Origin of the sequence: Cyclonatronum sp., from assembly GCF_022565315.1 — a bacterium.
Classification (GTDB): domain Bacteria; phylum Bacteroidota; class Rhodothermia; order Balneolales; family Cyclonatronaceae; genus Cyclonatronum.
The window spans coordinates 1-21,639 of sequence record NZ_JAIUMX010000045.1; the positions used below are offsets into that span (position 1 = coordinate 1).

General features: G+C 51.4%; 11 protein-coding genes and 1 pseudogene. 5 read left to right on the forward strand and 7 right to left on the reverse strand.

Annotated elements, in window-relative coordinates:
- Positions 1–939 (forward strand): annotated as a pseudogene (locus tag LAT75_RS08720) (hypothetical protein); the annotation flags it as partial.
- Between the two features lie 363 nt (positions 940–1,302).
- On the opposite strand, the gene LAT75_RS08725 reads toward LAT75_RS08720, so the two are convergent.
- Positions 1,303–3,693 carry a TonB-dependent receptor gene (locus tag LAT75_RS08725; protein WP_291482267.1) on the reverse strand — a complete coding sequence of 797 codons (2,391 nt, stop codon included), beginning with the start codon at positions 3,691–3,693 and terminating at the stop codon, positions 1,303–1,305.
- A gap of 303 nt (positions 3,694–3,996) precedes the next feature.
- Here LAT75_RS08725 and hemG point away from each other — a divergent pair, with 303 nt between their 5' ends.
- On the forward strand, positions 3,997–5,388 hold the full coding sequence (gene hemG, locus LAT75_RS08730) for a protoporphyrinogen oxidase (RefSeq protein ID WP_291482268.1): 1,392 nt from the start codon (positions 3,997–3,999) through the stop codon (positions 5,386–5,388).
- A 59-nt stretch (positions 5,389–5,447) separates the two neighbouring features.
- Here hemG and LAT75_RS08735 read toward each other — a convergent pair whose 3' ends face one another.
- Both LAT75_RS08735 and metK read right to left on the reverse strand, forming a co-directional pair.
- Positions 5,448–6,794, reverse strand: coding sequence for a metallophosphoesterase (locus LAT75_RS08735; RefSeq protein ID WP_291482269.1), 1,347 nt, complete (start codon positions 6,792–6,794; stop codon positions 5,448–5,450).
- A 205-nt stretch (positions 6,795–6,999) separates the two neighbouring features.
- Positions 7,000–8,148, reverse strand: a complete 1,149-nt coding sequence (metK, locus tag LAT75_RS08740) for a methionine adenosyltransferase (RefSeq protein ID WP_291482270.1) — start codon at positions 8,146–8,148, stop codon at positions 7,000–7,002.
- Positions 8,149–8,300: 152 nt separating this feature from the next.
- Here metK and LAT75_RS08745 point away from each other — a divergent pair, with 152 nt between their 5' ends.
- Positions 8,301–8,543, forward strand: coding sequence for a hypothetical protein (locus tag LAT75_RS08745; protein ID WP_291482271.1), 243 nt, complete (start codon positions 8,301–8,303; stop codon positions 8,541–8,543).
- A 160-nt stretch (positions 8,544–8,703) separates the two neighbouring features.
- Here LAT75_RS08745 and LAT75_RS08750 read toward each other — a convergent pair whose 3' ends face one another.
- Positions 8,704–9,627: a T9SS type A sorting domain-containing protein gene (locus LAT75_RS08750; protein WP_291482272.1), complete on the reverse strand. Its 924-nt coding sequence runs from the start codon at positions 9,625–9,627 to the stop codon at positions 8,704–8,706.
- 767 nt (positions 9,628–10,394) lie between these two features.
- Here LAT75_RS08750 and LAT75_RS08755 point away from each other — a divergent pair.
- Together LAT75_RS08755 and LAT75_RS08760 are read left to right on the forward strand one after the other, a co-directional pair.
- A complete protein-coding gene (locus tag LAT75_RS08755; protein WP_291482273.1) occupies positions 10,395–13,445 on the forward strand; it encodes a TonB-dependent receptor in 3,051 nt (1,016 codons plus the stop codon).
- 11 nt (positions 13,446–13,456) lie between these two features.
- The gene (locus LAT75_RS08760) at positions 13,457–15,007 is read left to right on the forward strand and encodes a RagB/SusD family nutrient uptake outer membrane protein (protein WP_291482274.1); all 1,551 of its coding nucleotides are present in this window, start codon (positions 13,457–13,459) and stop codon (positions 15,005–15,007) included.
- 186 nt (positions 15,008–15,193) lie between these two features.
- Here the strand turns inward: LAT75_RS08760 and ruvB are convergent, their stop codons facing one another.
- The 3 genes from ruvB to LAT75_RS08775 all read right to left on the reverse strand — a co-directional run bounded on the left by ruvB (position 15,194) and on the right by LAT75_RS08775 (position 21,467).
- Entirely contained in the window at positions 15,194–16,204 is a 1,011-nt protein-coding gene (gene ruvB / locus LAT75_RS08765; protein WP_291482275.1) for a Holliday junction branch migration DNA helicase RuvB, read from the reverse strand.
- A 100-nt stretch (positions 16,205–16,304) separates the two neighbouring features.
- Positions 16,305–18,212: an ATP-binding cassette domain-containing protein gene (locus LAT75_RS08770; RefSeq protein ID WP_291482276.1), complete on the reverse strand. Its 1,908-nt coding sequence runs from the start codon at positions 18,210–18,212 to the stop codon at positions 16,305–16,307.
- Between the two features lie 381 nt (positions 18,213–18,593).
- Complete coding sequence (locus LAT75_RS08775) at positions 18,594–21,467, reverse strand: CotH kinase family protein (protein ID WP_291482277.1); 2,874 nt, start codon at positions 21,465–21,467, stop codon at positions 18,594–18,596.
- Positions 21,468–21,639 lie beyond the last annotated feature (172 nt).

Consider the following 21,639-nt stretch of genomic DNA (forward strand, 5'->3'; position numbering starts at 1 on the left):
ACGCAGGCTAAAGGGCTTGTTGCCGATATCCCGAGCATTCTTGCAATTCCCCTTTTCCGGGCGGTACCTTACAATGCTGTACCGCTCGATCAGGCAACTGCTGATCAGCTCAACGCTGCATTTGCCGCTCTGAACGGATTCTACGCAGCCATTGCAGCCAATCCGCTCGTGCCGTTTACCGAAGCCGACCGCGTGCAGCGTTCTGTATCGTTTCAGGCCGGCGCCAACCCGGTGCTTGTACATGATCCGGGACTGGAAGACCTTACTCCTATCCTGGATTTGCTCCAGAGCATTGGTCAGATCAGTGCCGCTGAACGTGCCGCTTTACAGCCTTACGTTCAGGCGCGTCAGCTTACTGTTAATTCGCAAACCGGACCCGAGCTGTTGCTGCTTTCAGCTGCTACGCAAATTGGCACACTTGCCGACCCGAGCAACCCGCTCTCGCAAATTGGCATCGTAGTACCGCTTCCGGCTCAGTTTCACCTAACGGCAGCGGACATTGTGGAAATCGAAACCCGCCGGCAAACTTTCAACGGCATCATGCAGCAAACGGTAAATGCTGTTAATCAGGCCGCCGGTGAAACACGCCTTGCGTTCTACAATACGAATGCAGCCGGCTCATCTTTCACAAACCTTTGGGGACTCGACGGCAGTCAGGTCGGGATCAACATCGGACCGCAGCGCCTGATGCCTGACTTCTCTCCTGCGGGCGTTTTCTCAACCGATGGCGTTCACCCGAACAGCCGCGGAAATGCACTTGTGGTTAACGACATGATCAGAACCATCGAACAAGCTTTTGGGGCTTCCATCCCGAGGTTGAGTGCTTCTGAGATTTTGGGCCTTCCCTCTGTACAGCTTTGTGCAGGCGACTGCGTAAGTGATGCCGCCGGACGCCCCGCTGATTACAACCCTGCTAAACTGTTTATCACCCTTGATTAATTAGCACTAAGCTTTCATTAAAGCAAAAAAAAGCTGCCGGCGAACGCCGGCAGCTTTTTTTATGGCATATCATTCACTTCAGCATACATCCGGCTGATTAAGCACGCTCGTTTTACAAATTCGGTTGGTTCCGGTTGTATTCCGGATCAATAGTTTGCCCTGCGGCTCACATTATTTTCTAAAGATCCGGACATCATCATCATTTTGTGAGGACGCATCCTTCCTGAACAAATGCTCTTATCTTCAAAACCCTTAAAACAAAAGGCAGGAGCGTCAACCCCTGCCTTTTCTGTTGAGATATTTGTTCTTGTAAAAACTGAAACTCATGGTCATTCCGGGACCATGCTGCTCGTAGATTCTGTGTTAGAACCTGATATCCACGCCGGCTGTAACGAAGCGTGGCAGACCTACGCGGATTCCCTGCGGCCGGCGTGATACGATGTAGCGTTCATCCAGCAGGTTTTTCACTGAAACATTAACCGTTGCATTGCTGAACTGCGGAATCACATAGGTTGCACGGCCATCAAGTACGAAGTACGCAGGGATAGCGCCGCCGCGACCATCAAGTGTACCTTCCTCACGGTTCAGCACATCACCATACTGCTTGCCGATGTAGGTACCGATGAGGCTTAAACCAAGACCAAATGGCGTACCAATACCCAGCTCGGTGTTAACCAGCCACTCCGGAGCGTAGGGTACTGAGTTTCCTTTAACGTTCACAGCTTCGCCGCCGCTATTTACAAAGCGGTCACTGCTGAATTCAGCCTGTACCCATGTAGCGGTTGTGTTGAGCTCAACAAGCCAGCTCGTATTCAGCAGCTGCTGAAAGTTGAGGCCAAGGGTTGTTTCCACACCAAGGTGCTCGGTTTCGCCACCATTGGTAAGGCTTGCCCCGGGTGCGCCTGAACCTCCGGCCGCTTCAGCTACCGGTATAATCTGATTGGTGAAGTTCATGTAAAAACCAGTTAGCTCAACAAACAGGCCGGGGTAGAGTTGTGCACGTGTTCCTGCTTCGAAATTCCAGCTTGTTTCGGCATCCAGCTCTTCACTTACTCCCAGCGCGCTGATAGCGTCTTTCACGCGTGGCGGACCAAAACCGCGGTGTACCCCACCGTACATGGCAACCCCATCGCGCAGCTGATAGTTAAATCCGACTCCGGGAATAAATTCTACCAAATCATCAGATCTCATTACCGTTTGCTCTGCGTTACCCAGGCGGCGGATATCACGAGAGTAATCAAAATATTCGACCCGTAAACCCGGTGTAACAGAGAATGCATCGGTAAGGTTGAAGCGGTTTTGAAAGAATGCGCTAACAGCATGACCTGTACGGATTTCATCATCGCGCAGCAGGCCTGACTGCGGGCTGTTTATGGTTCCGTCAACCCGCTGTTCAAAAGCCCGCTCGTACAGATACCGCATGCCTGCATCAAATTCATTGGTGATGCCGCCAAACACATAGTTTACTGACAGTCTTGGTTCTATTCCGAACACCTCAAACTGACGGTTCCTGTTTCCGGTTGTATTTCTGAAGAATAGTGCTCCTCCTGCAACGGAATCATCACCAATAATCCGGGCGTAATCCCGGTTGGGGTTAAAGGTTGTGTCGAAATCCTGCCGGCTCCAGTTCCGTGTTGTGGTGTAACCATAGGCCGTAGTACGCAGGGTTACATTTTCATTCATAAAGAAATCGTGGGTAACACTTGCTGAGTAGCGGCGGATATCGAGAATATCATCAGGGGCAAGGTGGGTGAAATCCAGCAATCCGCCGTCGTACATGGCCTGCGTAAGGCCGACATAGGTGGAATTTGAGGTTTCATCGTAGAAACCGAGCTTCACACCAACAACCGAACGGTCGCCGAGCACAAGCTTGAGTTTACTGCTCAGATCGTGCACCCCAAAATTAAGCAGGCCCACTTCATCACCCTGACGTCTCAGATAGTTTACCTGCACACCGGTATTTCCGACAGTATTGCCATAAGACAGCCGGCTTGTGAAAAACCCCCCTTCACCGCCGCGCAGATGAATGGTTGCGGTTGGTACCGGTGGCGGATCAGCCGTGATGAAATTCACAACACCGCCAAAAGTTTGCGGACCAAACAGGATTGATCCGCTGCCTTTCACAACTTCGACCCCTGCCATGCGATCCATTGACGGCGTATAATACATTTCAGGTTCCCCATAAGGCGCAAGTGCAACCGGGATACCATCCTCGAGCATTAGTACTGAGCGGCTTTTGCTCGGGTCGAGGCCACGTACACCAATATTTGCCCTCAGGCCCAGGCCCTCTTCTTCTACCGCATGAATGCCGGGGATGCGCCTGAATACTTCATGCCCGCTAACCGGGGCAATTTGAGTGATTTGCTGTTCTGTAACAACCGATGCTGAGCCTGGCACACGTTCGAGGCGTTCAGGCTGCTGGCCGATTAGCGTAATTCCGGGCATATCAAATATGCGAGAGAGTACAAAATTAACCACGGTTTCCTGACCCGGCTGAACGGTTACCGTTCGTTCTTCCGCTTTGAAACCAACGTAGCTCACTACAACAGTTACCTGACCGGCCGGCACCTGCTCAAGTAAATATCTGCCCTGTATATTTGTTGACGTTCCTGAATCGGTACCTTTAACAAGGATGTTAACGCCAATGAGTGTCTCTCCGGAACCGGAGGTAACCGTACCGCTTACCATACCGGTCTGCTGTGCAAGCGCTGAGAGCGGCAGGCAAAGAAAGCTTAGAAATAAAAGTATCAGCAAAGAGGTGTATCGAATATTCATGATAGCTTACATGTAAATAATAGTTGAGGTGACATGTCTGTTCAGGACAAACCGGCTTTCAGGCCATACAAAGATTTTCTAAAACAGCCGGGATCAACACAGCCTTAAATAGACTGAATAAAAATAGAGAGAGGTATGACCATGATGCAAATTTATTTTTAAGCAGTCTAAATAAGCGCACAATAACTCAAACACATAATTATCAATTAGATAAGATGCAATCATCTTATTAATCTAATTTTTATATTTGAATTTACTCTTTCAATTAAGGAATCTCATTTCATGCAACAGAGCTGCAATATCATTATAGCAGGAGCCGGGATTACCGGCCTCACCGCCGGGTATGAACTCATAAAAAAGGAACCCAAAACCTTCGTTTTATTTGACGGACAGCGCCCCGGAGGCGCCCTCTCTACCGTGCACCAGGATGGTTGGACGCTCGAAACCGGTCCGAACACCATCGTGTTAACCAACACTTACCTCACAGCTTTGATCAGCGAGCTCGGTCTCGAAGCCGAAACCCTTTCAGCCGACCGTGTTTCTGGCAACCGTTTCATCGTGCGTAACAAAAAACTGATTCCGCTACCCGGCAGCCCCGGTGCCTTCCTTAAAACTCCGCTATTCAGCTTACGTGCCAAACTCCGGCTTTTCGCTGAACCTTTCATTAAAAGAGGCACAGATAAAGATGAATCCCTTGCTGACTTTGTACGCCGGAGGCTCGGTGAAGAGTTTCTTACCTACGCCATAAACCCGTTTGTAGCCGGCGTGTATGCCGGAAACCCCGAAAATCTTTCGGCACGGATGGCATTCCCCATGCTGAAAGTTTTGGAGCAGAAGTATGGCTCCCTTATAAAAGGTCAGTTTAGAATTAAACCTGAAGACCGTAAACCCGGCGACCTGCCCCGTGCCGAAGCTCCCATGGTGACTTTCGGGCAGGGGAACCATACCCTGACCGACCGGCTCGCTAAAAAGCTTGGCAGCTCGATGAAACCCGGCAGCCGCATCACCCGCATCACCAAAAAAGAAAAAAAAACCGGTGAAATCAGCTACAGCATTGAAACAGAAACCGGCGATTCTTTCATCACCAATTCTCTTATTCTCACCCTTCCGCTTCATGTGCTGAAGGGCATCCGCTGGACCGGCTTCGGTGATCTGAGTCCCGACAAAATGCTGCCTGAAGTAACCTATCCGCCTCTTAGCGTGGTACACCTCGGGTTTCGCCGGGAGGATGTTGCCCATCCGCTTGATGGATTTGGCATGCTGATTCCGGCGGCCGAAAAGATGCAGATACTCGGCTGCCTGTTCAACAGCAGCCTGTTTCCGGGCCGTACCCCTGATGACAGCAATTTTGTGCTCCTCACCTGTTTCATCGGCGGCAGCCGGAATCCTGATTTCGCAATGGAAGATGAAGGAGATGTTTACCGGCGCGTTCTCGAAGATACCAGCACGCTGCTTGGCACCAAAGGAGAGCCCGTACTGAAACGCATCACCCGATGGCCAAAAGCCATCCCGCAGTATAGCGTAGCCTACCAGCAGGTATATGATGCCCTTGCCGAAATGGAGAAAGCGCATAGCGGGCTTCATTTTCTCGGAAATTTCCGAAACGGCATTGCCGTGCCCGACTGTGTGCGAAATGCCGTTCGCTTTGCGGAGGGCCTGAACCCATCACCCTAAAAAATGAGAGCCGGCACTGTTAACAGCACCGGCTCTTTCCCGGAATTCAGATTTCAGGCTCAGGCATTCATTACTACAGAACCAGCGAGTTCAGGATTTGAAGTGAAGGTAAGCTCTGTAATTTCGGGCCTAACCAAACGAATGGGTGCCCCGACCAGCCCGACCCCTACGTTTACGTACAGATGCCGGTTCTCTTTCTGATAGTGACCGCGCGAGTAGGGGTGGAACCAATCGATGGGGTAGAGCTCCAGCCCGGCGATGTTGAAACCGATTTGTCCGCCGTGGGTATGGCCACTGAGTGTAAGATTAATATCATTTACCCGGGCATCATCAAACATATGCGGACGGTGTGAGAGCAGAATTTTAAAACTTTCAGGATCAACACCCTGCACAGCGCGGTCGAGGTCTGCGAAATCACGGCCAACTTCACCGGCATCATCAATTCCGATGAAGGTCAGCTTCTCCGCGTTAATACGCAACTCTCGGTTTCCGTTTTGGAGCATGGTGATTGGTTTTTCTGCAAGGGCCCCGATCAGGGCGTCGGCAGAAGCGTAGTGGTCATGATTACCGGGGCAGCCAAACACGCCGAAGTCTGTTTTCAGCATGGAAATGCTATCCCTGATATTGGGGATTTCATTCACATTGGTATCCACAAAATCACCGGTGATGGCTACGAGGTTTGGGTTCCGGCTGTTTATGATCTCGTAAATCTCTTCAATCTGTTGCTTGTTCATAAAAATTCCGGAATGGATATCGCTAATATGAACCAGCTTTAAGCCCTCAAGACCCGACGGCAGCTCCGGAAAATAAAGGGTGTTTTTCGTGATAACGTAATTCCGGTGCGTTGCAGCTGAGAGTCCGGTTGTAATGAGCAGCGGTGCCCCGAAAGCTGCTGCACCGGCTGTGCGGATGAATGCGCGGCGGCTGATTCCAGCTGATTCAGAAAACCCTTCATCTGATGCCCGCGCGATCGCTGCTTTCACAGCTGATTCCTCCGATAGCTGCGACGCAGCCGCTTGACTTTTATCCGTTACAGCTGTATCTCCCAAAAAAAATCTGATATAGCTGCCCACATTCTTCACACCCCGCCACGCATAAAACAAGCTGCTGAGAACAAACAACATGAAAATAATGGCGAAATAAAGCCCGCCGGGATAAACCATGAACTTTTGCAGAAACACCGAATCATGAAGCGCGGTGTAGGGAATAATGAAGCGCGGGTAAAAAAGCAGGTTTCCGGCTATTAGAACGATATAACCAGCCCAAAGAAATCTCTTTTGTACTTTAGGAGACGCAAAACTATAGGTAAACCAGCGCTTGTAAAGCTGAAAAACAACATACTGCATACCGCCGAAAACGACGAGCATCATGGTGTAGAAAACCAGAAAAAGCAAAAAGTTATCCATGTGAAATCAAAACCTGACCGGCCCGGAACAATTTGAGAGAATAAATCAGAACTATGCAAACATTAGCTCAGGCGGTTTATTGCAGAGCCTTGTTGTAATAAAAAACCCGCATGAATTAAACATAACCATAGGTTATGCCATTCCATGCGGGTATGAAGGGCTTTTGCCGGGTTAAGATCGCGGGCAGCGTTTTGCAGACCGCAACTTAGAGCGCGTTGCTGATCTTATCTGTGTAATCGAGCTGTTCCCACGGGAATTCGGGGCGGCCGAAATGACCATAAGCAGCCGTAGGGCGGAAGATGGGCCTGTTCAGACCAAAACGGGTGATGATTCCCGAAGGAGTGCAGTCAAAAACTTTACTGACTGCATCAGCGAGAAGCACATCATTTACTTTTCCGGTTTTGTAGGTATTTACTGAAACGGAGACCGGTTCCACAACGCCAATGGCGTATGCCAGCTGAACCAGGCAGTTTTCAGCAAGACCTGCGGCTACGATATTTTTTGCTATATGGCGTGCCGCGTAAGCAGCCGAGCGGTCAACCTTGGTGGAATCCTTTCCGGAGAAAGCTCCGCCGCCGTGTGCGCCGTGCCCGCCGTAGGTATCTACAATAATTTTGCGGCCGGTAAGGCCGGAATCACCGTGAGGCCCGCCAATCACGAATTTACCCGTCGGATTGATAAACATCTTTGTTTCTGTATCGAGCAGGTGTGCGGGGATTACTTTTTCAATCAGGTTGGTTTGGATTTCACGGCGGATTTCTTCCTGTGAAACACCTTCATCGTGCTGTGTTGAAAGTACTATAGCATCAACACGCAGCGGGTTTCCGCTTTCGTCGTTCTCAATGGTTACCTGACTTTTGCTGTCAGGGGCCAGCCAGGTCATTATCTTTCCGGCTTTGCGAATGGCAGCAAGCTCACGCACCAGATCGTGTGCCAGCTGAATGCTCAGCGGCATCAGGGTTTCGGTTTCTTTGCAGGCATAGCCGAACATCATGCCCTGATCGCCGGCGCCAATATCTTTCTTCTCGTTTTTATCCACACCCATCGCGATGTCTTCACTTTGCTGATGGATGGCGGAAATCACACCGCAGGAATCAGCGTCAAAGCGGTAACTGCTTTTGGTATAACCGATTTCGCGGATGGTTTGGCGTACGATTTCCTGAACATCAACATAGCCATTGGTACGTACTTCACCGGCAACAACAGCCAGGCCGGTGGTAACGAGGGTTTCTACAGCAACTCTCGAGTCCGGATCTTCGGTCAGCATAGCATCCAGAATAGCATCTGAAATCTGATCGGCTACCTTGTCCGGATGTCCTTCTGATACAGATTCGGAGGTAAATAGTTTTTTCATGTATAATCTCGATAGGGATAGAGTAGTTTCAACTAATGCGGTGCCAAAAATAAGGATTTTCAGTTACTAATTTTGCAAGCCTTTGTACTGAACTTTTTTTCTGCTATCATTACACAATGTACCTATATTAAAAAAAATTGAGCCCTTTGTGTATGAATTTCGAACTTATTGTTACAGCAGTAGCCGTAACAGCGCCCGTTTTGCTATTTTTTTTATTCATCCGGAAAATCCGTTTCCTTACCATTCCGCGCTCGTTCAAGTGCTTCCGCGCAATCCGTTGTGAAACGACGCGCGTGAGCCGGAGCAGGGTTCTCCGTTTTTTTGATTATATCCTGCCTACCAAGCGCTACTACTGCAAAACCTGCAACCAGACCTTCACCCGGATAGTGCCCTGAAAGGCGCACAAGCACCTTCGTACACAAGGCTTCCAAAGCAAAACTTCTGCAGATCTTCAGGATCTGTTAAGCCGCATCTGCTTTATTTTGAAGCACAAAAAAGGGCTGCCGCAACATAATTTACGGACAGCCCTTTTTAAAACAGGTATATCAGAAATAATTACTTAATAAGCGTCAGTTTTCTGGTTTGCACCTGATTGCCAACCTGCAAACGGTACAGATAAACACCGCTTGAGAGATCTGAGGCATTAAACACAGCTGTATGAGCACCGGCTGAAAGGGTTTCATTAACCAAAACCGATACGCGCTGACCAAGCATATCAAAAACTTCCAGCTGCGCGTGTGCGCTGTACGGAAGCGAGAATTCGATATTGGTAGTAGGGTTAAACGGGTTCGGGTAGTTCTGCATCAGCTGAATATCGCGGGGGATGTCTGCATAGCGCTCAGTGCTTGTGGAAGTACCATTATCGAACACGAAGTCATCAAGGTACCAGGTGAAGTTATCACCGGCATCGCCGGCACCGCCTTCAAGGTCCATAATGATAACTACCTTGTCGTAAGGTGTGTTGCGGTCTATTCCGCTTAAATCCCATTCCAGCTGCACCCACTCATTTGCTCTTGGAATCGGAACAAGGAGATCACCTGTAGTGATGTCGTTAAATTCTCTCATTTCGAGTTTCAGCAATGCATTGATACCAGCTCTTGGCGACCAGACTTTCAGACGAAATACGGCTTCATCCGTGATCTCAAAAGGGCCATCTGTCAGATAGAAAAAACCAGCCCATGGCTGACCACCCTCACCTGCACCACCTTTTTTGTACTCAATAACAAACTCAGTTGTGTTTAAACCGGTACGGTCAGGATTCTCTAATCTGATAAGACCTGCACCATCAAACGGAAACATAGTAAATCCGTCCCAGTCGATATCATCTGTATCCACATTAAATACAAATGGCAGATTCGGCAGATCGCCTTCATCATCCGGAGGAAGGATACCCTGCGCAGATACAGAAACTGCTGCAAAAATTATCAGCAGCACTCCAAGACCCAATGCGTTTTTAATAGTCGTAAACATATGAATCATATTAAATTTTAAGAAGTTATTTTTACTTATTTATTCAACTATTGCTCGCGAGTAAGGCGTGAATATTTTTCATCCATTACTGCAAATAATTTGCTCAAAATTATGCAAACACGCAACCGTTTTCCGTACCGTTTTTATCAAAAGGACGGCCCCCTTTCCCCTGTTTTTGCCGACAACTATTTTGTTCCGGCCCGGCATATCCCGCACATACCTAAACCACCCGATACAGCTTGTTTCAGCAAACTATCACCATTCCAATTAATACAGACGACACTAAACAACTGATTTTGAATTAAATACCCTTATCCAGAGAAACCACCCCTTACCCAAACAGAAAAAGCCCGCCATAACCCACTGTGTTCTGATTTCCACAAGTGTGAATATTAATACCGAATATTTGGAAATTAATCCCACCTATTGTGCAAATTCTGTGGTATTTCAAACCCATTTCGTCTATCTTAAAATCGCAATCATTTAATGTGGTGACTATACTTTCCTGCATTCCGATTCATATGCAGCAACTCTTTGAAAATGAGAAGCTTGAAATGCAGCCGTAATCCGCTGAAAAGTTATAAGTGAAAGAATACCGCAAATGTTTGTACTGCCGCTGCTTTCCAGAATAGGAAAGCGGTTTTCAAAGGCATCTGCTGTAAATGATGCCCTAATATAATGTATGTGATTTGTCGGGACAGACAGGCTGCCTGCCACAGCATGAGCCCTACCCCCCCCGGATCAAAATCAAAAACCCATGTAACCAATGTGACAATATGGCCAACTTAAAATTATTTACAATACTATTACTCGGGCTGCTGTATCTGCCTTCAGCGCTTTACGGGCAAACCGTAACAGGTACTGTTGTTGACGCAGCTAACAACGAGCCGCTGATTGGTGTCAATATTATTTTGCAAGGTACAGCAATTGGCACTACCACAGATTTTGACGGGAATTTCTCGTTAAATGTACCCGACCTGCAGGGCGTACTTGTTTTTCGGTACGTCGGCTTTGTAACGCAGGAAATACCCCTTGAAGGACGCACAGAGCTTAACATTCGCATGCGCGAGGATACTTTCATGGGCAGCGAACTTGTTGTTGTTGCTTATGGCATTCAGCAGAGAAGCCTTGTTACAGGCGCTATTTCGAGGATAGAATCAGCACAGATTCAGCAGGCTGCACCGCTTCGCGTGGAGCAGGCCCTGCAGGGGCGTACTGCCGGCGTGCTGGTGATGCAGAATTCCGGTCAGCCCGGTTCAGGTGCTACTGTCCGGATACGCGGTATCGGTACAACCGGTGATGCTGAGCCGCTTTATGTGGTCGACGGCATGCCCGTTACAGGAATCGATTTCCTCAACCCTGCTGATATCTCCTCTATCGAGGTGCTTAAAGATGCTTCAGCTACCGCCATCTACGGCGCAAGGGGTGCTAACGGTGTTGTGATGATTACCACCAAATCGGGCCGCCCGGGCGATATTCAGGTTTCATACAATGCTTATGTCGGGTTCCAAAACCCGTGGAGGCAAACCGACCTGCTAAATGCGCCTGACTACATGATGATCATGAATGAGAGCTATGCCAACGACAACCGCACCATTCCGTTTCCTGATATCGACGAACGCATTCAGTCCATCGGAAACGGTACCAACTGGCAGGATGAAGTTTTCTTCTATAACGCTCCCCTCACCAATCACAGCCTTTCTTTTGCCGGCGGCAGCGGAAACTCTACCTATGTTTCCTCCTTCTCTTACCGGCAGCAGGATGGTATTGTGGCCCGGGGCGCATCCAATTATGAGCGTTTCACGGCGCGCCTGAACTCCGACCATACCGCAGGCCGCCTCAATTACGGCAGCCGGATTAACTACACCCGCAAAACCGCACGGGGTATCGATCCCAACGAAGAGTTTGGCGGCGTAATGTCACGTGTAGCCAACATCGACCCGGTTACACCGGTGCGCAATGAGGACGGTTCTTTTGCGCAGTCTCCTTTTGCTTCTCAGGAAGTAGTTAACCCGGTCGCAGCCATCGATATCATCAACTCCCGCAATCAGGAAGATAAATTCGTGGGCGGTGTTTACGGCCGTTTCAGGCTGATGGATAACCTCTTTATCCGCTCCTCGTTCGATGTTGATATGGCTTTTATCAACAACCGCGCTTTTACGCCGGAATTTGATCTGGGCGGCAACGTAGCCAACTCCACGACCATCGCTTTTCAGGAGCAGGTTCGTTTTATGACCTGGCAGACAAGCCATGTGCTTCAGTTCGACAACAGCTTCGGCAATCACGAATACAGCGCCATAGCCGGTTTTGAGCTGCTCGACCGCAGAACCGAGTTCCTCGGCGGTACCCGCTCCGATCTGAGCATGCCTTCATTCACGCACGCATGGCTTTCCACGGGTATCGACCCCGACAGCCAAACCAACTACGGCGGCCTCGCTCTGGAGTCGCTGGCATCATACTTCACCCGCGTGAATTACAATTATGCCGGCAAATATATCCTGGAAGGGGTCTTTCGGATGGACGGTTCCTCCAAGTTCGGCCCCGACAACCGCTGGGCTACATTCCCTGCCTTTTCTCTGGGATGGGTTATTTCCCGCGAAAACTTCATGTCTGAGTTCAGAAACCTGAGCGAGCTCCGGCTTCGCGGTGGCTGGGGCCAAAACGGAAGTGACAACATTGGTCAGTTCGGGTTCACCCCACTCATCACAACACATGCCGGTTATGGTTTCGGAGCTGATCCGACGGTTGTAACCGGTGCCTACCCCGGCCGCATCGCCAATACCAACCTGAAATGGGAAACCTCAGAGCAGTTGAGCGTTGGTCTTGAAGCTGCATTCTACGATTTCAAGTACTTCATCAATCTTGATTTTTATCAGAAACAAACCAAAGGCCTGCTGCTTTCAGCGCCCATCCCGGCCTTTATCGGCAACGCAGCGCCCATCGTTAACGGCGGTACCGTTCGCAACACCGGCTTCGAACTCGAAGCAGGCGTTCGTGATATCGTAGGCAACCTTAACTACGACCTTACCCTAACCGGTACCTATAACGTCAACGAGATAACCGCTATCAGCAATGAGGAAGGCCGCCTGTTCGGTGCTAACGTTTCTACATCCATGAACAGCGTTGCCATGGCGCAGGTCGGCTTCCCGATCGCGTTCTTCTGGGGCTTTCAGACGGCCGGTATTTTCCAGAGCGAAGAAGATGTGCTGAACCATGTGAATGAAGACGGCGTGCTCATTCAACCCAATGCCCGGCCCGGCGATCTGATTTTTGTAGATCAGAACGGCGATGGTCAGATTACGGATGAAGACCGTGTTAAAATCGGCAACCCTTATCCCGATTTCACCCTCGGTTTCAACATCAACCTCGGCTGGAAAAACTGGGATCTGAACATGTTCATCTATGGTGCTTTTGGTCAGGATATTTTCACAGGCGGTACCCGCCGGCATGACCTGAACATGCCAAACTGGAAAGCCTCTGTTCTCGACCGCTGGACTCCCGAAAACACCAATACCTCGCACCCGCGGGTTACGATTAACGACCCCAACGGCAACTTCTCGCGCCCGTCTGACTTCTTCATCGAAGACGGTTCGTTCGTTCGCCTGCGTAATGCCGCTGTGGGATACACCCTGCCCGGCGAGTGGGTTAACCGGATTGGTGCACGGCGCATGCGTGTTTATGCGGCAGCTCAAAACCTGTTCACGATTACAGGCTACTCAGGGCACGATCCTGAAATCGGATCCCGCGGCGCGCTTGATGTCGGCATCGACCGCAACATCTACCCGCAGGCCCGCACCTACATGTTCGGCGTAAACCTTGATTTTTAAACTGAATCACCATGAAAAAATTAATTGCAGTTATTCTCCTTTTCTCACTTCCGTTTCTGGCTTCAGGATGTATGGACGGCTTTCTGAGCCACGAGCCGCCTGTTGACCGGGTTCAGGATAATTTTTACCAGACTGAGGCTGATGCCGAGCAGGCCCTGTTCGCCATCTATGAAACCCTCACCTTTTCGCACGGAAGGGCTAACGACGGATTTCATCCCTTCGACCTGATTTCAAACATCCTTTCGGATGATGCCTACGCCGGCGGTTCCGGTACCGGCGATCAGCCCGAGCTGCTTGAATTCAATGCCCACAACATTTCCGTTAACAACGGCAAGGCCCTGGGCCTGTGGTCTGACCGCTTCACCGGTGTTTACCGGGCGAACCTGCTGATCAAATACATCAACGAAATCAACTTCCGCGATGAGGAAACCAGAGCCTATTTCGAAGCAGAAGCCCGCTTCCTGAGAGCCTATCACTACTTCGATCTCGTTCGCTTTTTCGGAAACGTCCCCCTGTTTACGCGTCCGCTCGTAGCGGCCGATATCCGGGTAGAGCAGGCTGATCCGGGCGAGGTTTACGAATTCATTGCCAGCGAACTTGCCGAAATCATCCCCATGCTGCGGGAAACCATCCCTGCCGATCAGCTGGGCCGGGTTTCCAAATGGACCGCTCAGGCCATGCTTGCACGCGTGTTTCTCTACCACCGCGACTACGCGCAGCCCGTGTTTGGCGCGCCGGCACTGTCTGTTACCGAAGCGGAAGTAATTGCCCACCTTGAAGATGTAATCAACAACAGTGGCCATGTGCTGCTTCCTAACTTTTCTTCTCTCTGGGGCAAAAGCGGCAACAATAATAACGAAGCCCTGTTTTCCGTGCAGCACATTACCAACACCTTTGGCGACTGGGGCTTCCTGAACGGCTCCATCGGAAACTGGGCCACAACCATGAGCGGCCTCCGCGGCGTTGGCTTTCACCCTGTGTATGCGCAGGGCTGGTCGTTTCAGCCGGTAACGGCTGACCTGAGCAACGCTTTCGACCGTGCCAACGACAGCCGCTACTTTGTGAGCATTCTCGACCCGGTTGCGGAAAATGTGAATCATGCGGCCGGTCAGATGTTTCAGTGGCAGGGGTACGCCTTCAAGAAGTTCTACCCCCGCCGCCCGGATACCCCTGCTTTTAACACAGAGTTTAACTGGCCCTACAACCGGCCCGTCGTCCGCTTTTCGGATGTACTGCTGATGGCGGCTGAGCTTGGTGCCCCGAATGCGCAGCAGTATTTCGATCAGGTACGGCAGCGTGCGTACGGCGCCAACTTTGTGTCCATCCCCGCTACCCGCGAAAACATCATGAACGAGCGTCGCCTTGAGTTCGCCGGCGAAGGCCACCGCTACTGGGATCTGCTCCGCATGGGCCTCAATGTAGCCGCTGAGCGGATTAACGCACAGGCGCAGGCCCCTGAAATTCCTATTAATTTCAGAACCGAGCGACTCGGGCTTCTCCCGATTCCGCAGTCTGAAATCAACCTTTCAGACAACACCCTGCGTCAGAACCCGGGCTACTAATCTGCCCGGAAACACATCCCCCCTTAAACATAAAACCAGAGGCAGCGCGGCTCAGCACAGGCTGAGAAAGCTGCCCCGGTTTCCAAACTAAAACGGCAGCCCCCTGAAGGAATCCATCCTTCGGAGCTGCCGTTTTTTTTATAGGGTGATGGGCTTCCGGGCCTTATGAAAGCTCAGCGCCCGGCTTCACCCGAATAAATCCGTGCCGCTTTCGCGTTTCACCCCGAGGTACTCAAACGCCTTTTGCGTGGCAACACGCCCTTTCGGGGTACGCTGCAGGAAGCCCTCCTGAATCAGGAAAGGCTCGTAAACTTCTTCTATCGTGCCCTTTTCTTCGTTCACGGCAACGGCGAGGGTGCCGAGCCCTACGGCTTTGCCCTTGTAAAGCTCGGTAAGCACGTTGAGGATACGGATATCCATGTCGTCGAGACCGTTGGAGTCCACATCGAGGGCGTTCAGGGCGCGGTCGGCGAGCACGTCGGTGATTTCGCCCGTGCCTTCCACTTCGGCAAAGTCGCGGGTGCGGCGCACGAGGCGGTTCACAATGCGGGGCGTGCCCCGGCTGCGGCGGGCAATTTCGTAGGAGCCTTTGTCGCTCAGGCCGATATTCAGGATGGAGGCCGTGCGGCGCGCGATCAGCTGCAGCAGCTCGGTGTCGTAGTAGTCGAGGCGCAGGTCGATGCCGAAACGGGCGCGCAGGGGCGCCGTGAGCAGGCCCTTCCGCGTAGTGGCGCCGACAAGGGTGAAGCGCTTTAGCTCGATCTGCACGCTGCGGGCGTTGGGGCCGCTGTCGATTACAATATCGATCTTGAAATCTTCCATGGCCGAGTACAGGTACTCCTCCACAATGGGGTTGAGCCGGTGTATTTCATCGATGAAGAGCACATCACCCTCCTCAAGATTCGTGAGCAGCCCGGCAAGGTCGCCCGGTTTTTCGAGCACCGGCCCGATGGTCGGCCGCATGTTTACGCCCATCTCGTTGGCAATTACGGTGGCCAGGGTCGTTTTGCCCAGGCCCGGCGGACCCGACAGCAGCACGTGATCCAGCGGCTCGCCCCTCATACGCGCGGCTTTGATGAAAACCGAGAGGTTGTCGATAATTTTTTGCTGCCCGATAAACTCGCTGAGCCGCAGCGGTCGCAGGCTTTGCTCGAAGGAGGGTTCCCGGAGTTCTGCGTTGAGGTTTGGATTTGCCACTATGCTGTTCTTTTTAGGTGATGGATGATGCCGGAGCCTTTGCCGGCCTTCCGTCTTTCATGAAAATACGCGGGTGCAGCGTATTTCGCCAATCCGGCAATCAACCGGCCCGCTCGGCGAGCTCAAGCCACTCAAGCTCCAGCGCGTCGAGCTGTTCCCCGGTTTCCGCGTACTCCTCTGCAAGCCGGGTAATGTGCTCCGGGCTGAGCCCCGTCTGATTCATCTCGGCTTCCAGCTTTTCGCGGGCCGCCGTAAGTTTTTCAATTTCCGTTTCGAGCTTTTCGTACCGCTTGCGCTCTTTAAAGCTCAGGCTCTTCTGCCCCGCCGGCTGTGCAGCGGCCTGCTTCGTATCAGCCGCCCGCTGCGCCTTTTCCCGCTCAGCCGATTTGCGCTCGCGGGCCGCGGCTTCGAGGGCATCCTGCTCCGCCCGGTATTCGAGCCAGCTGCCGTTAAAGTCCCGGATTTTGCCGTTTCCTTCAAATACAAAAAAGTGTTCCACCAGCTTATCCATAAAAAACCGGTCGTGGGAAACGATGATGAGGCATCCCTTAAAATCCATCAGAAATTCTTCAAGCCGGTTTAGGGTGATGAGATCGAGGTCGTTGGTGGGCTCATCGAGAATCAGAAAATTGGGATTTTTGATGAGCACCATCATCAGGGCGAGCCGGCGCCGCTCCCCGCCGCTGAGCTTGCCCACCGGCGTGTACTGCATCTTGCCCGGAAACATAAAATGCTCCAGAAACTGCGAGGCCGAAATCCGGTTGCCGTCGGCCAGTTCGATGTACTCAGCCACATCCTTAATCACATCAATCACCCGCTGCTCTTCATTGAATTCAACCACCCGCTGCCGGTAATGACCGTACACCAGGGTTGTGCCGCTGTCGAGGGTTCCCGAATCTACGGGCTCATCACCCGTTAGGATGTTGAGGAAGGTGCTCTTGCCCACGCCGTTGCGCCCGATAATGCCGATGCGCTCGCCCCGCTGAAATTCGTAGCTGAAATCATCCATAATCACCGTGTCGCCGAAGCGCTTGCTCACTTTTTCCAGCTCGAGGATTTTGCCGCCCATGCGGGTCATGCTCACCTCAAGGCGCAGCTGACTCTCCTCGGTTTTCTGCTTCGCTTTTTTCTCGGTCTCATAAAAGGCCGAGATACGCGATTTCGACTTGGTGGTGCGGGCTTTGGGCGAGCGGCGCATCCAGTCAAGCTCTTTCTTCAGCAGCTGACCCGCCTTTCCGATTTCGACCTGCTCCACTTCCTGCCGCTCGGCTTTTTTCTCGAGGTAGTAAGAGTAGTTGCCCTTATGATGGTACAGCTTGCCGCCGTCGATCTCGATGATGTGGGTACAGATGCGGTCGAGGAAGTAGCGGTCGTGCGTGATCATCAGCAGGGTGATGTTGCTTTTGATGAGCCAGGCTTCGAGCCACTCAATCATCTCCACATCAAGGTGGTTGGTAGGCTCATCGAGCAGGAGCAGATCCGGGTTTTCGAGCAGGGCAAAGGCCAGGGCCACCCGCTTGCGCTCCCCGCCGGAAAGCGTGCCGATAGACTGATCGAGCTGCGTAACGCCGAGTTTGCTGAGGATGCTTTCCATGCGCTGCTCGTAATCCCAGGCACCGGCGGCCTCCATGGCGGCGAGGGCTGCGTCAAATTCCTGCTGCGTTTCATCCGAATAATGATCGGTCTGCGCCTGCACGGCTTTTTCGTAGCGCTGAATAAGCGCCGCGGTTTCGGAACCCGCCCGGCCGATGTAGGCCCGTATGCTGAGGGCATTGTCGAGCTCAGGCTCCTGCTCCAGCCAGGCCATGCGGATGCCGTTGCGCACCATCACCTCACCCCCGTCGGGGCTTTCTTTGCCGGAAACAACCTTCAGCAGGGTCGATTTCCCCGTGCCGTTCGGGGCTACAAGCGCGGTTTTATCGCCCCGCGACAGGCCAAAGGTGATGCCGCTGAACAGCGGCTTGATGCCGAAACTTTTGGAGAGGTTCTCAACCGTGAGGTAGGTCATGATGAAATTTTTTGAAAGAAAATGCGGTGTTTGCCTGAGCCGCGCAAGATACGGCGTTTTGAGGGAATTCGGGTGATGCGGTACCGGACCTGATCCGGGAATGTAGCTGGGATGAAAGCCCGGCTGCGGTCCCGTGGACTTCATAAATTTCAAAACATGCTAAAGACCCGAACGCCATGAGCAGGCCTTTCTTTAGCCTTTGCCAACAGGAGCAGGTAAGTGCTAAAATTAAAGTCCGCGAAAATCCTCCGCGATCCGGAAAATCCGCGGGCCATCAGCGCGTACGTGGCGAAGGATATCCCTCAAAAACAAAACCCCCGCCGGTATCACCAGCGGGGGTCTTTAGGATTTATTTTAAAACAAAAGTTTGATTGCGTTCGCTTAGCGCAGCAGCATCATTTTTCCGGTGAGCTGCACGGGCGTTGCCGTTCCGTTTGTGCGCAGGCGGTACAGGTACAGGCCCGAAGCCAGCCCGCGGGCATCAAAGGCAATGGTGTGCGTGCCCGCCTGATGGCTTCCGTTTGCAAGAACTGCTACCCGCTGACCGGTCACGTTAAACACTTCCAGCACGATATCGGCCTGTACCGGAAGGTCGAAGGTGATATTGGTGGTGGGGTTGAACGGGTTCGGATAATTCTGGTGAAGCATGAATTGCTGCGGCAGATTGCTGAGCTCCTCACCGGGTACGGACACAAAAGCTTCGGTGCGGACAAGGATGTTATCGAGACGAAGCTCAGCGCGCGGACCGCTGTTTCCGTCAACATGGTAGTACTTCCATCGAAGCTGAAGGTAGGGTACCCCGGCGGCATCATCGGGCAGGCGGATATCGCTGAAGTGTGTTTCATGCCCGCTTGTAGTGTTGCGCACGTACTCGACCGGGTTGCCGCTGCTGTCGGTTACATCGGTGAAGGCCCCCTGATTTCCGACACGGTATTGCAGGCGGATGGCGTATTCCCGGGAATTGGGGGTAACCGTTCCGGCAGTGAAGTTAACGAAGACTTCTTCTGTTGCCCGCGTATCAAGGGCCAGCACCGCAGCCCCCAGATCGCGGCTCCGGCCCGTGTTGATGAAGGATATGCCGTCTTCACCGAGCGCGTTTATCCGCGTGCGTCGGGTGAGTGCATACGGAAAACCCAAGGAAGCCGCATCATCTTCGTGGTATTCCTCTTCGGTGATGAAGTAAGGGTCCGTCATTTCGTCAGCAAGCCCGGGATCAGTGAGGCGGGTTTGCTGAAACACCATATTGCCCGGGAAGGTAAGCTCAGGCTGTTCCGGTCCCCAGAAATCGAAGAGGTAATCGCCTGTGCTGAGGTCGTGCGCAACCGGGTTCATGTCATCACCTTCGAACGGCTCAAATACGAACACAGCCGTAATGGTTTCGAGCAGGGCCGGATCAACCGTAATAACGGGATCGCTGCTGTCATGGCCGAGCCAGCCGTCGAAGCGGTAACCGGCATTGGGGATGGCTTCCAGCCGCACCGGCACCCCGGCAAAGTAGGTTGCCTCAAAAGGATAGGGATTGGCTGCTACGCCGTCCGTTTCGGGAGCAAGCCTGATGGAGTTAAGCTTAATGACACCCGCATTCGGCGCGCTGATATCAGCGGTGAAAGTGGCCAGACCATCGAGATCAAAACGCTCGATAAGCTGATTGCGGATGTTTTCGGGCCGGGCGGTCATCCAGTTCCTGAAGGAGTTTACGCGATTGTTCCAGCTTGCAGCTGAAGCCGGATACTGCCACCTTGCAACGTGATATGGTATTGCATTTTGGATTTTAGCAGCTGACTCATTGATAATTGCATGTGCTGTTTCCGGAACCATGTAAGAATGCATGAAATCAGCATGCCTGTTAATCAGCTCGTTCCTAAATATTTCGTTCTGAATCAGTTCAAGGAAGATTTCATTATACCATGTATCATTAAACAACCTTGCCAGATTATCATGGGCAGGTGAGTTAAATAAACCAAAACTTCGGTCCAGATCATTGATGAGCCATCGAAACCGGCCATCATGAACCCCGTCTCCGGGGCGGTATTCATTACGGGTTCGAAATATTCTTTGATTGGTATGTGGCCAGTCGTTGTTTGAACTGTAAACATTAATCACGATCTGATTGATATAGTTATCTATATCCATCATAGTCATCAGGTCTTCATAATTTTCAGAAGCCGTCATGTCGTTCTCAGTAACAAAATTCAGCATTGCCACATACGCCAAGTTATCCCCATCATCTGCTGATGGAATCCTGTTAAACGCAAAAGTCAAATAATCCAGGCTATCACGGTCAATTTCATACTTTCTTTCAAAATAATGACGGCCGTATCGCTCCCGAATATTATACAAACCCCAAAATTCTCCGTTCACAAATTTTACTGACGGTCTGTAATCCTGCGTTTCAATATCAAGATTTCTGAAAAACCGCTGTGAAACAGCATCCCGCATAATCAGGCTGTTAAAATCCTGACCCGAGTTGCGGATTATCAGCCGGTTAAAGCGCTGCACCGGCTGATCTTCGAAAATCTTATACTCAAAACGGGAGGTGCCGTAATCTGACCTTGAGTAAATCCGCACGCTCTTCATCGGGTAGCTTCGTGAAAAATTACCGTGAATACGAATTCCGGCAAATTGATTAAAGCCTAAATCACCTGTTTGCTCGAAAAACTCTATGTGCATTTTCCTTTCCCACTCATCGCCGCGCTGAAAGTAATTTCCGCTTGTGCCTTGTCCCGGATTATAATTTGCTCCGGGCACCATTATTCCCCTTTCATGACCAAAAAGGCTGTCAGGCGGGCTAACAATCGAAAGAACAGGCAGGCCTATATCAAGCACATTTTGCAGACCTATAAAATAACTTCGGAACACCATTTCGCTTCGAGCACCGTCATCCGGATTTACGCAAACAGTACCAATCACAGATGCTTTCATCACCTCTTCCGTTGGCGGCAGCCATGCAGGGATACCGGAATCCCCGTTATTCTGAGGTATCAGCGAGAAGAAGTTGGGGTCTCCGGCGCGGCTGTCAATCAGTATGGGAGCTGTAAAAAGCTCTGATTCAGGATTGTCAGGGCCGGGCCATGAGCCGTTAAAGGTAACCCAGGCCTGCGGAAACTCATCGGGGCAGGCGATATTCAAATGGAAGGGTTCGTCATAAAATCCGGCCTGATGCGAAAAACCGGGAGTCTGGCTGTTAGCCGAAGATCCAAATGACAGTATGGCCAGCAGGCACACCAAGATCAGAGCTGCGAGTTTTTTTTCCATATAAGTGACTACTTTTTTTTTAAAAGTTAACTACAAGCATTCCGCGTAAAATAAATAAAAATAAGAACCCCCCTTGTTACACTTCGATGAACTGCCTTTTTCCTTCGATAAGCACAAAAAAAACCCGCCGGCGTATTCCACGCCGACGGGTTCGAACTTTAGCTTATAGCTA

Excerpts from the sequence above, each read along its gene's own strand:
- LAT75_RS08745 (WP_291482271.1), top strand. The coding sequence starts at position 8,301 with ATGAATTTCGAACTTATTGTTACAGCAGTAGCCGTAACAGCGCCCGTT.
- LAT75_RS08735 (WP_291482269.1), bottom strand. The coding sequence starts at position 6,794 with ATGGATAACTTTTTGCTTTTTCTGGTTTTCTACACCATGATGCTCGTC.
- metK (WP_291482270.1), bottom strand. The coding sequence starts at position 8,148 with ATGAAAAAACTATTTACCTCCGAATCTGTATCAGAAGGACATCCGGAC.
- LAT75_RS08755 (WP_291482273.1), top strand. The coding sequence starts at position 10,395 with ATGGCCAACTTAAAATTATTTACAATACTATTACTCGGGCTGCTGTAT.
- LAT75_RS08775 (WP_291482277.1), bottom strand. The coding sequence starts at position 21,467 with ATGGAAAAAAAACTCGCAGCTCTGATCTTGGTGTGCCTGCTGGCCATA.
- LAT75_RS08770 (WP_291482276.1), bottom strand. The coding sequence starts at position 18,212 with ATGACCTACCTCACGGTTGAGAACCTCTCCAAAAGTTTCGGCATCAAG.
- hemG (WP_291482268.1), top strand. The coding sequence starts at position 3,997 with ATGCAACAGAGCTGCAATATCATTATAGCAGGAGCCGGGATTACCGGC.
- LAT75_RS08760 (WP_291482274.1), top strand. The coding sequence starts at position 13,457 with ATGAAAAAATTAATTGCAGTTATTCTCCTTTTCTCACTTCCGTTTCTG.
- LAT75_RS08750 (WP_291482272.1), bottom strand. The coding sequence starts at position 9,627 with ATGATTCATATGTTTACGACTATTAAAAACGCATTGGGTCTTGGAGTG.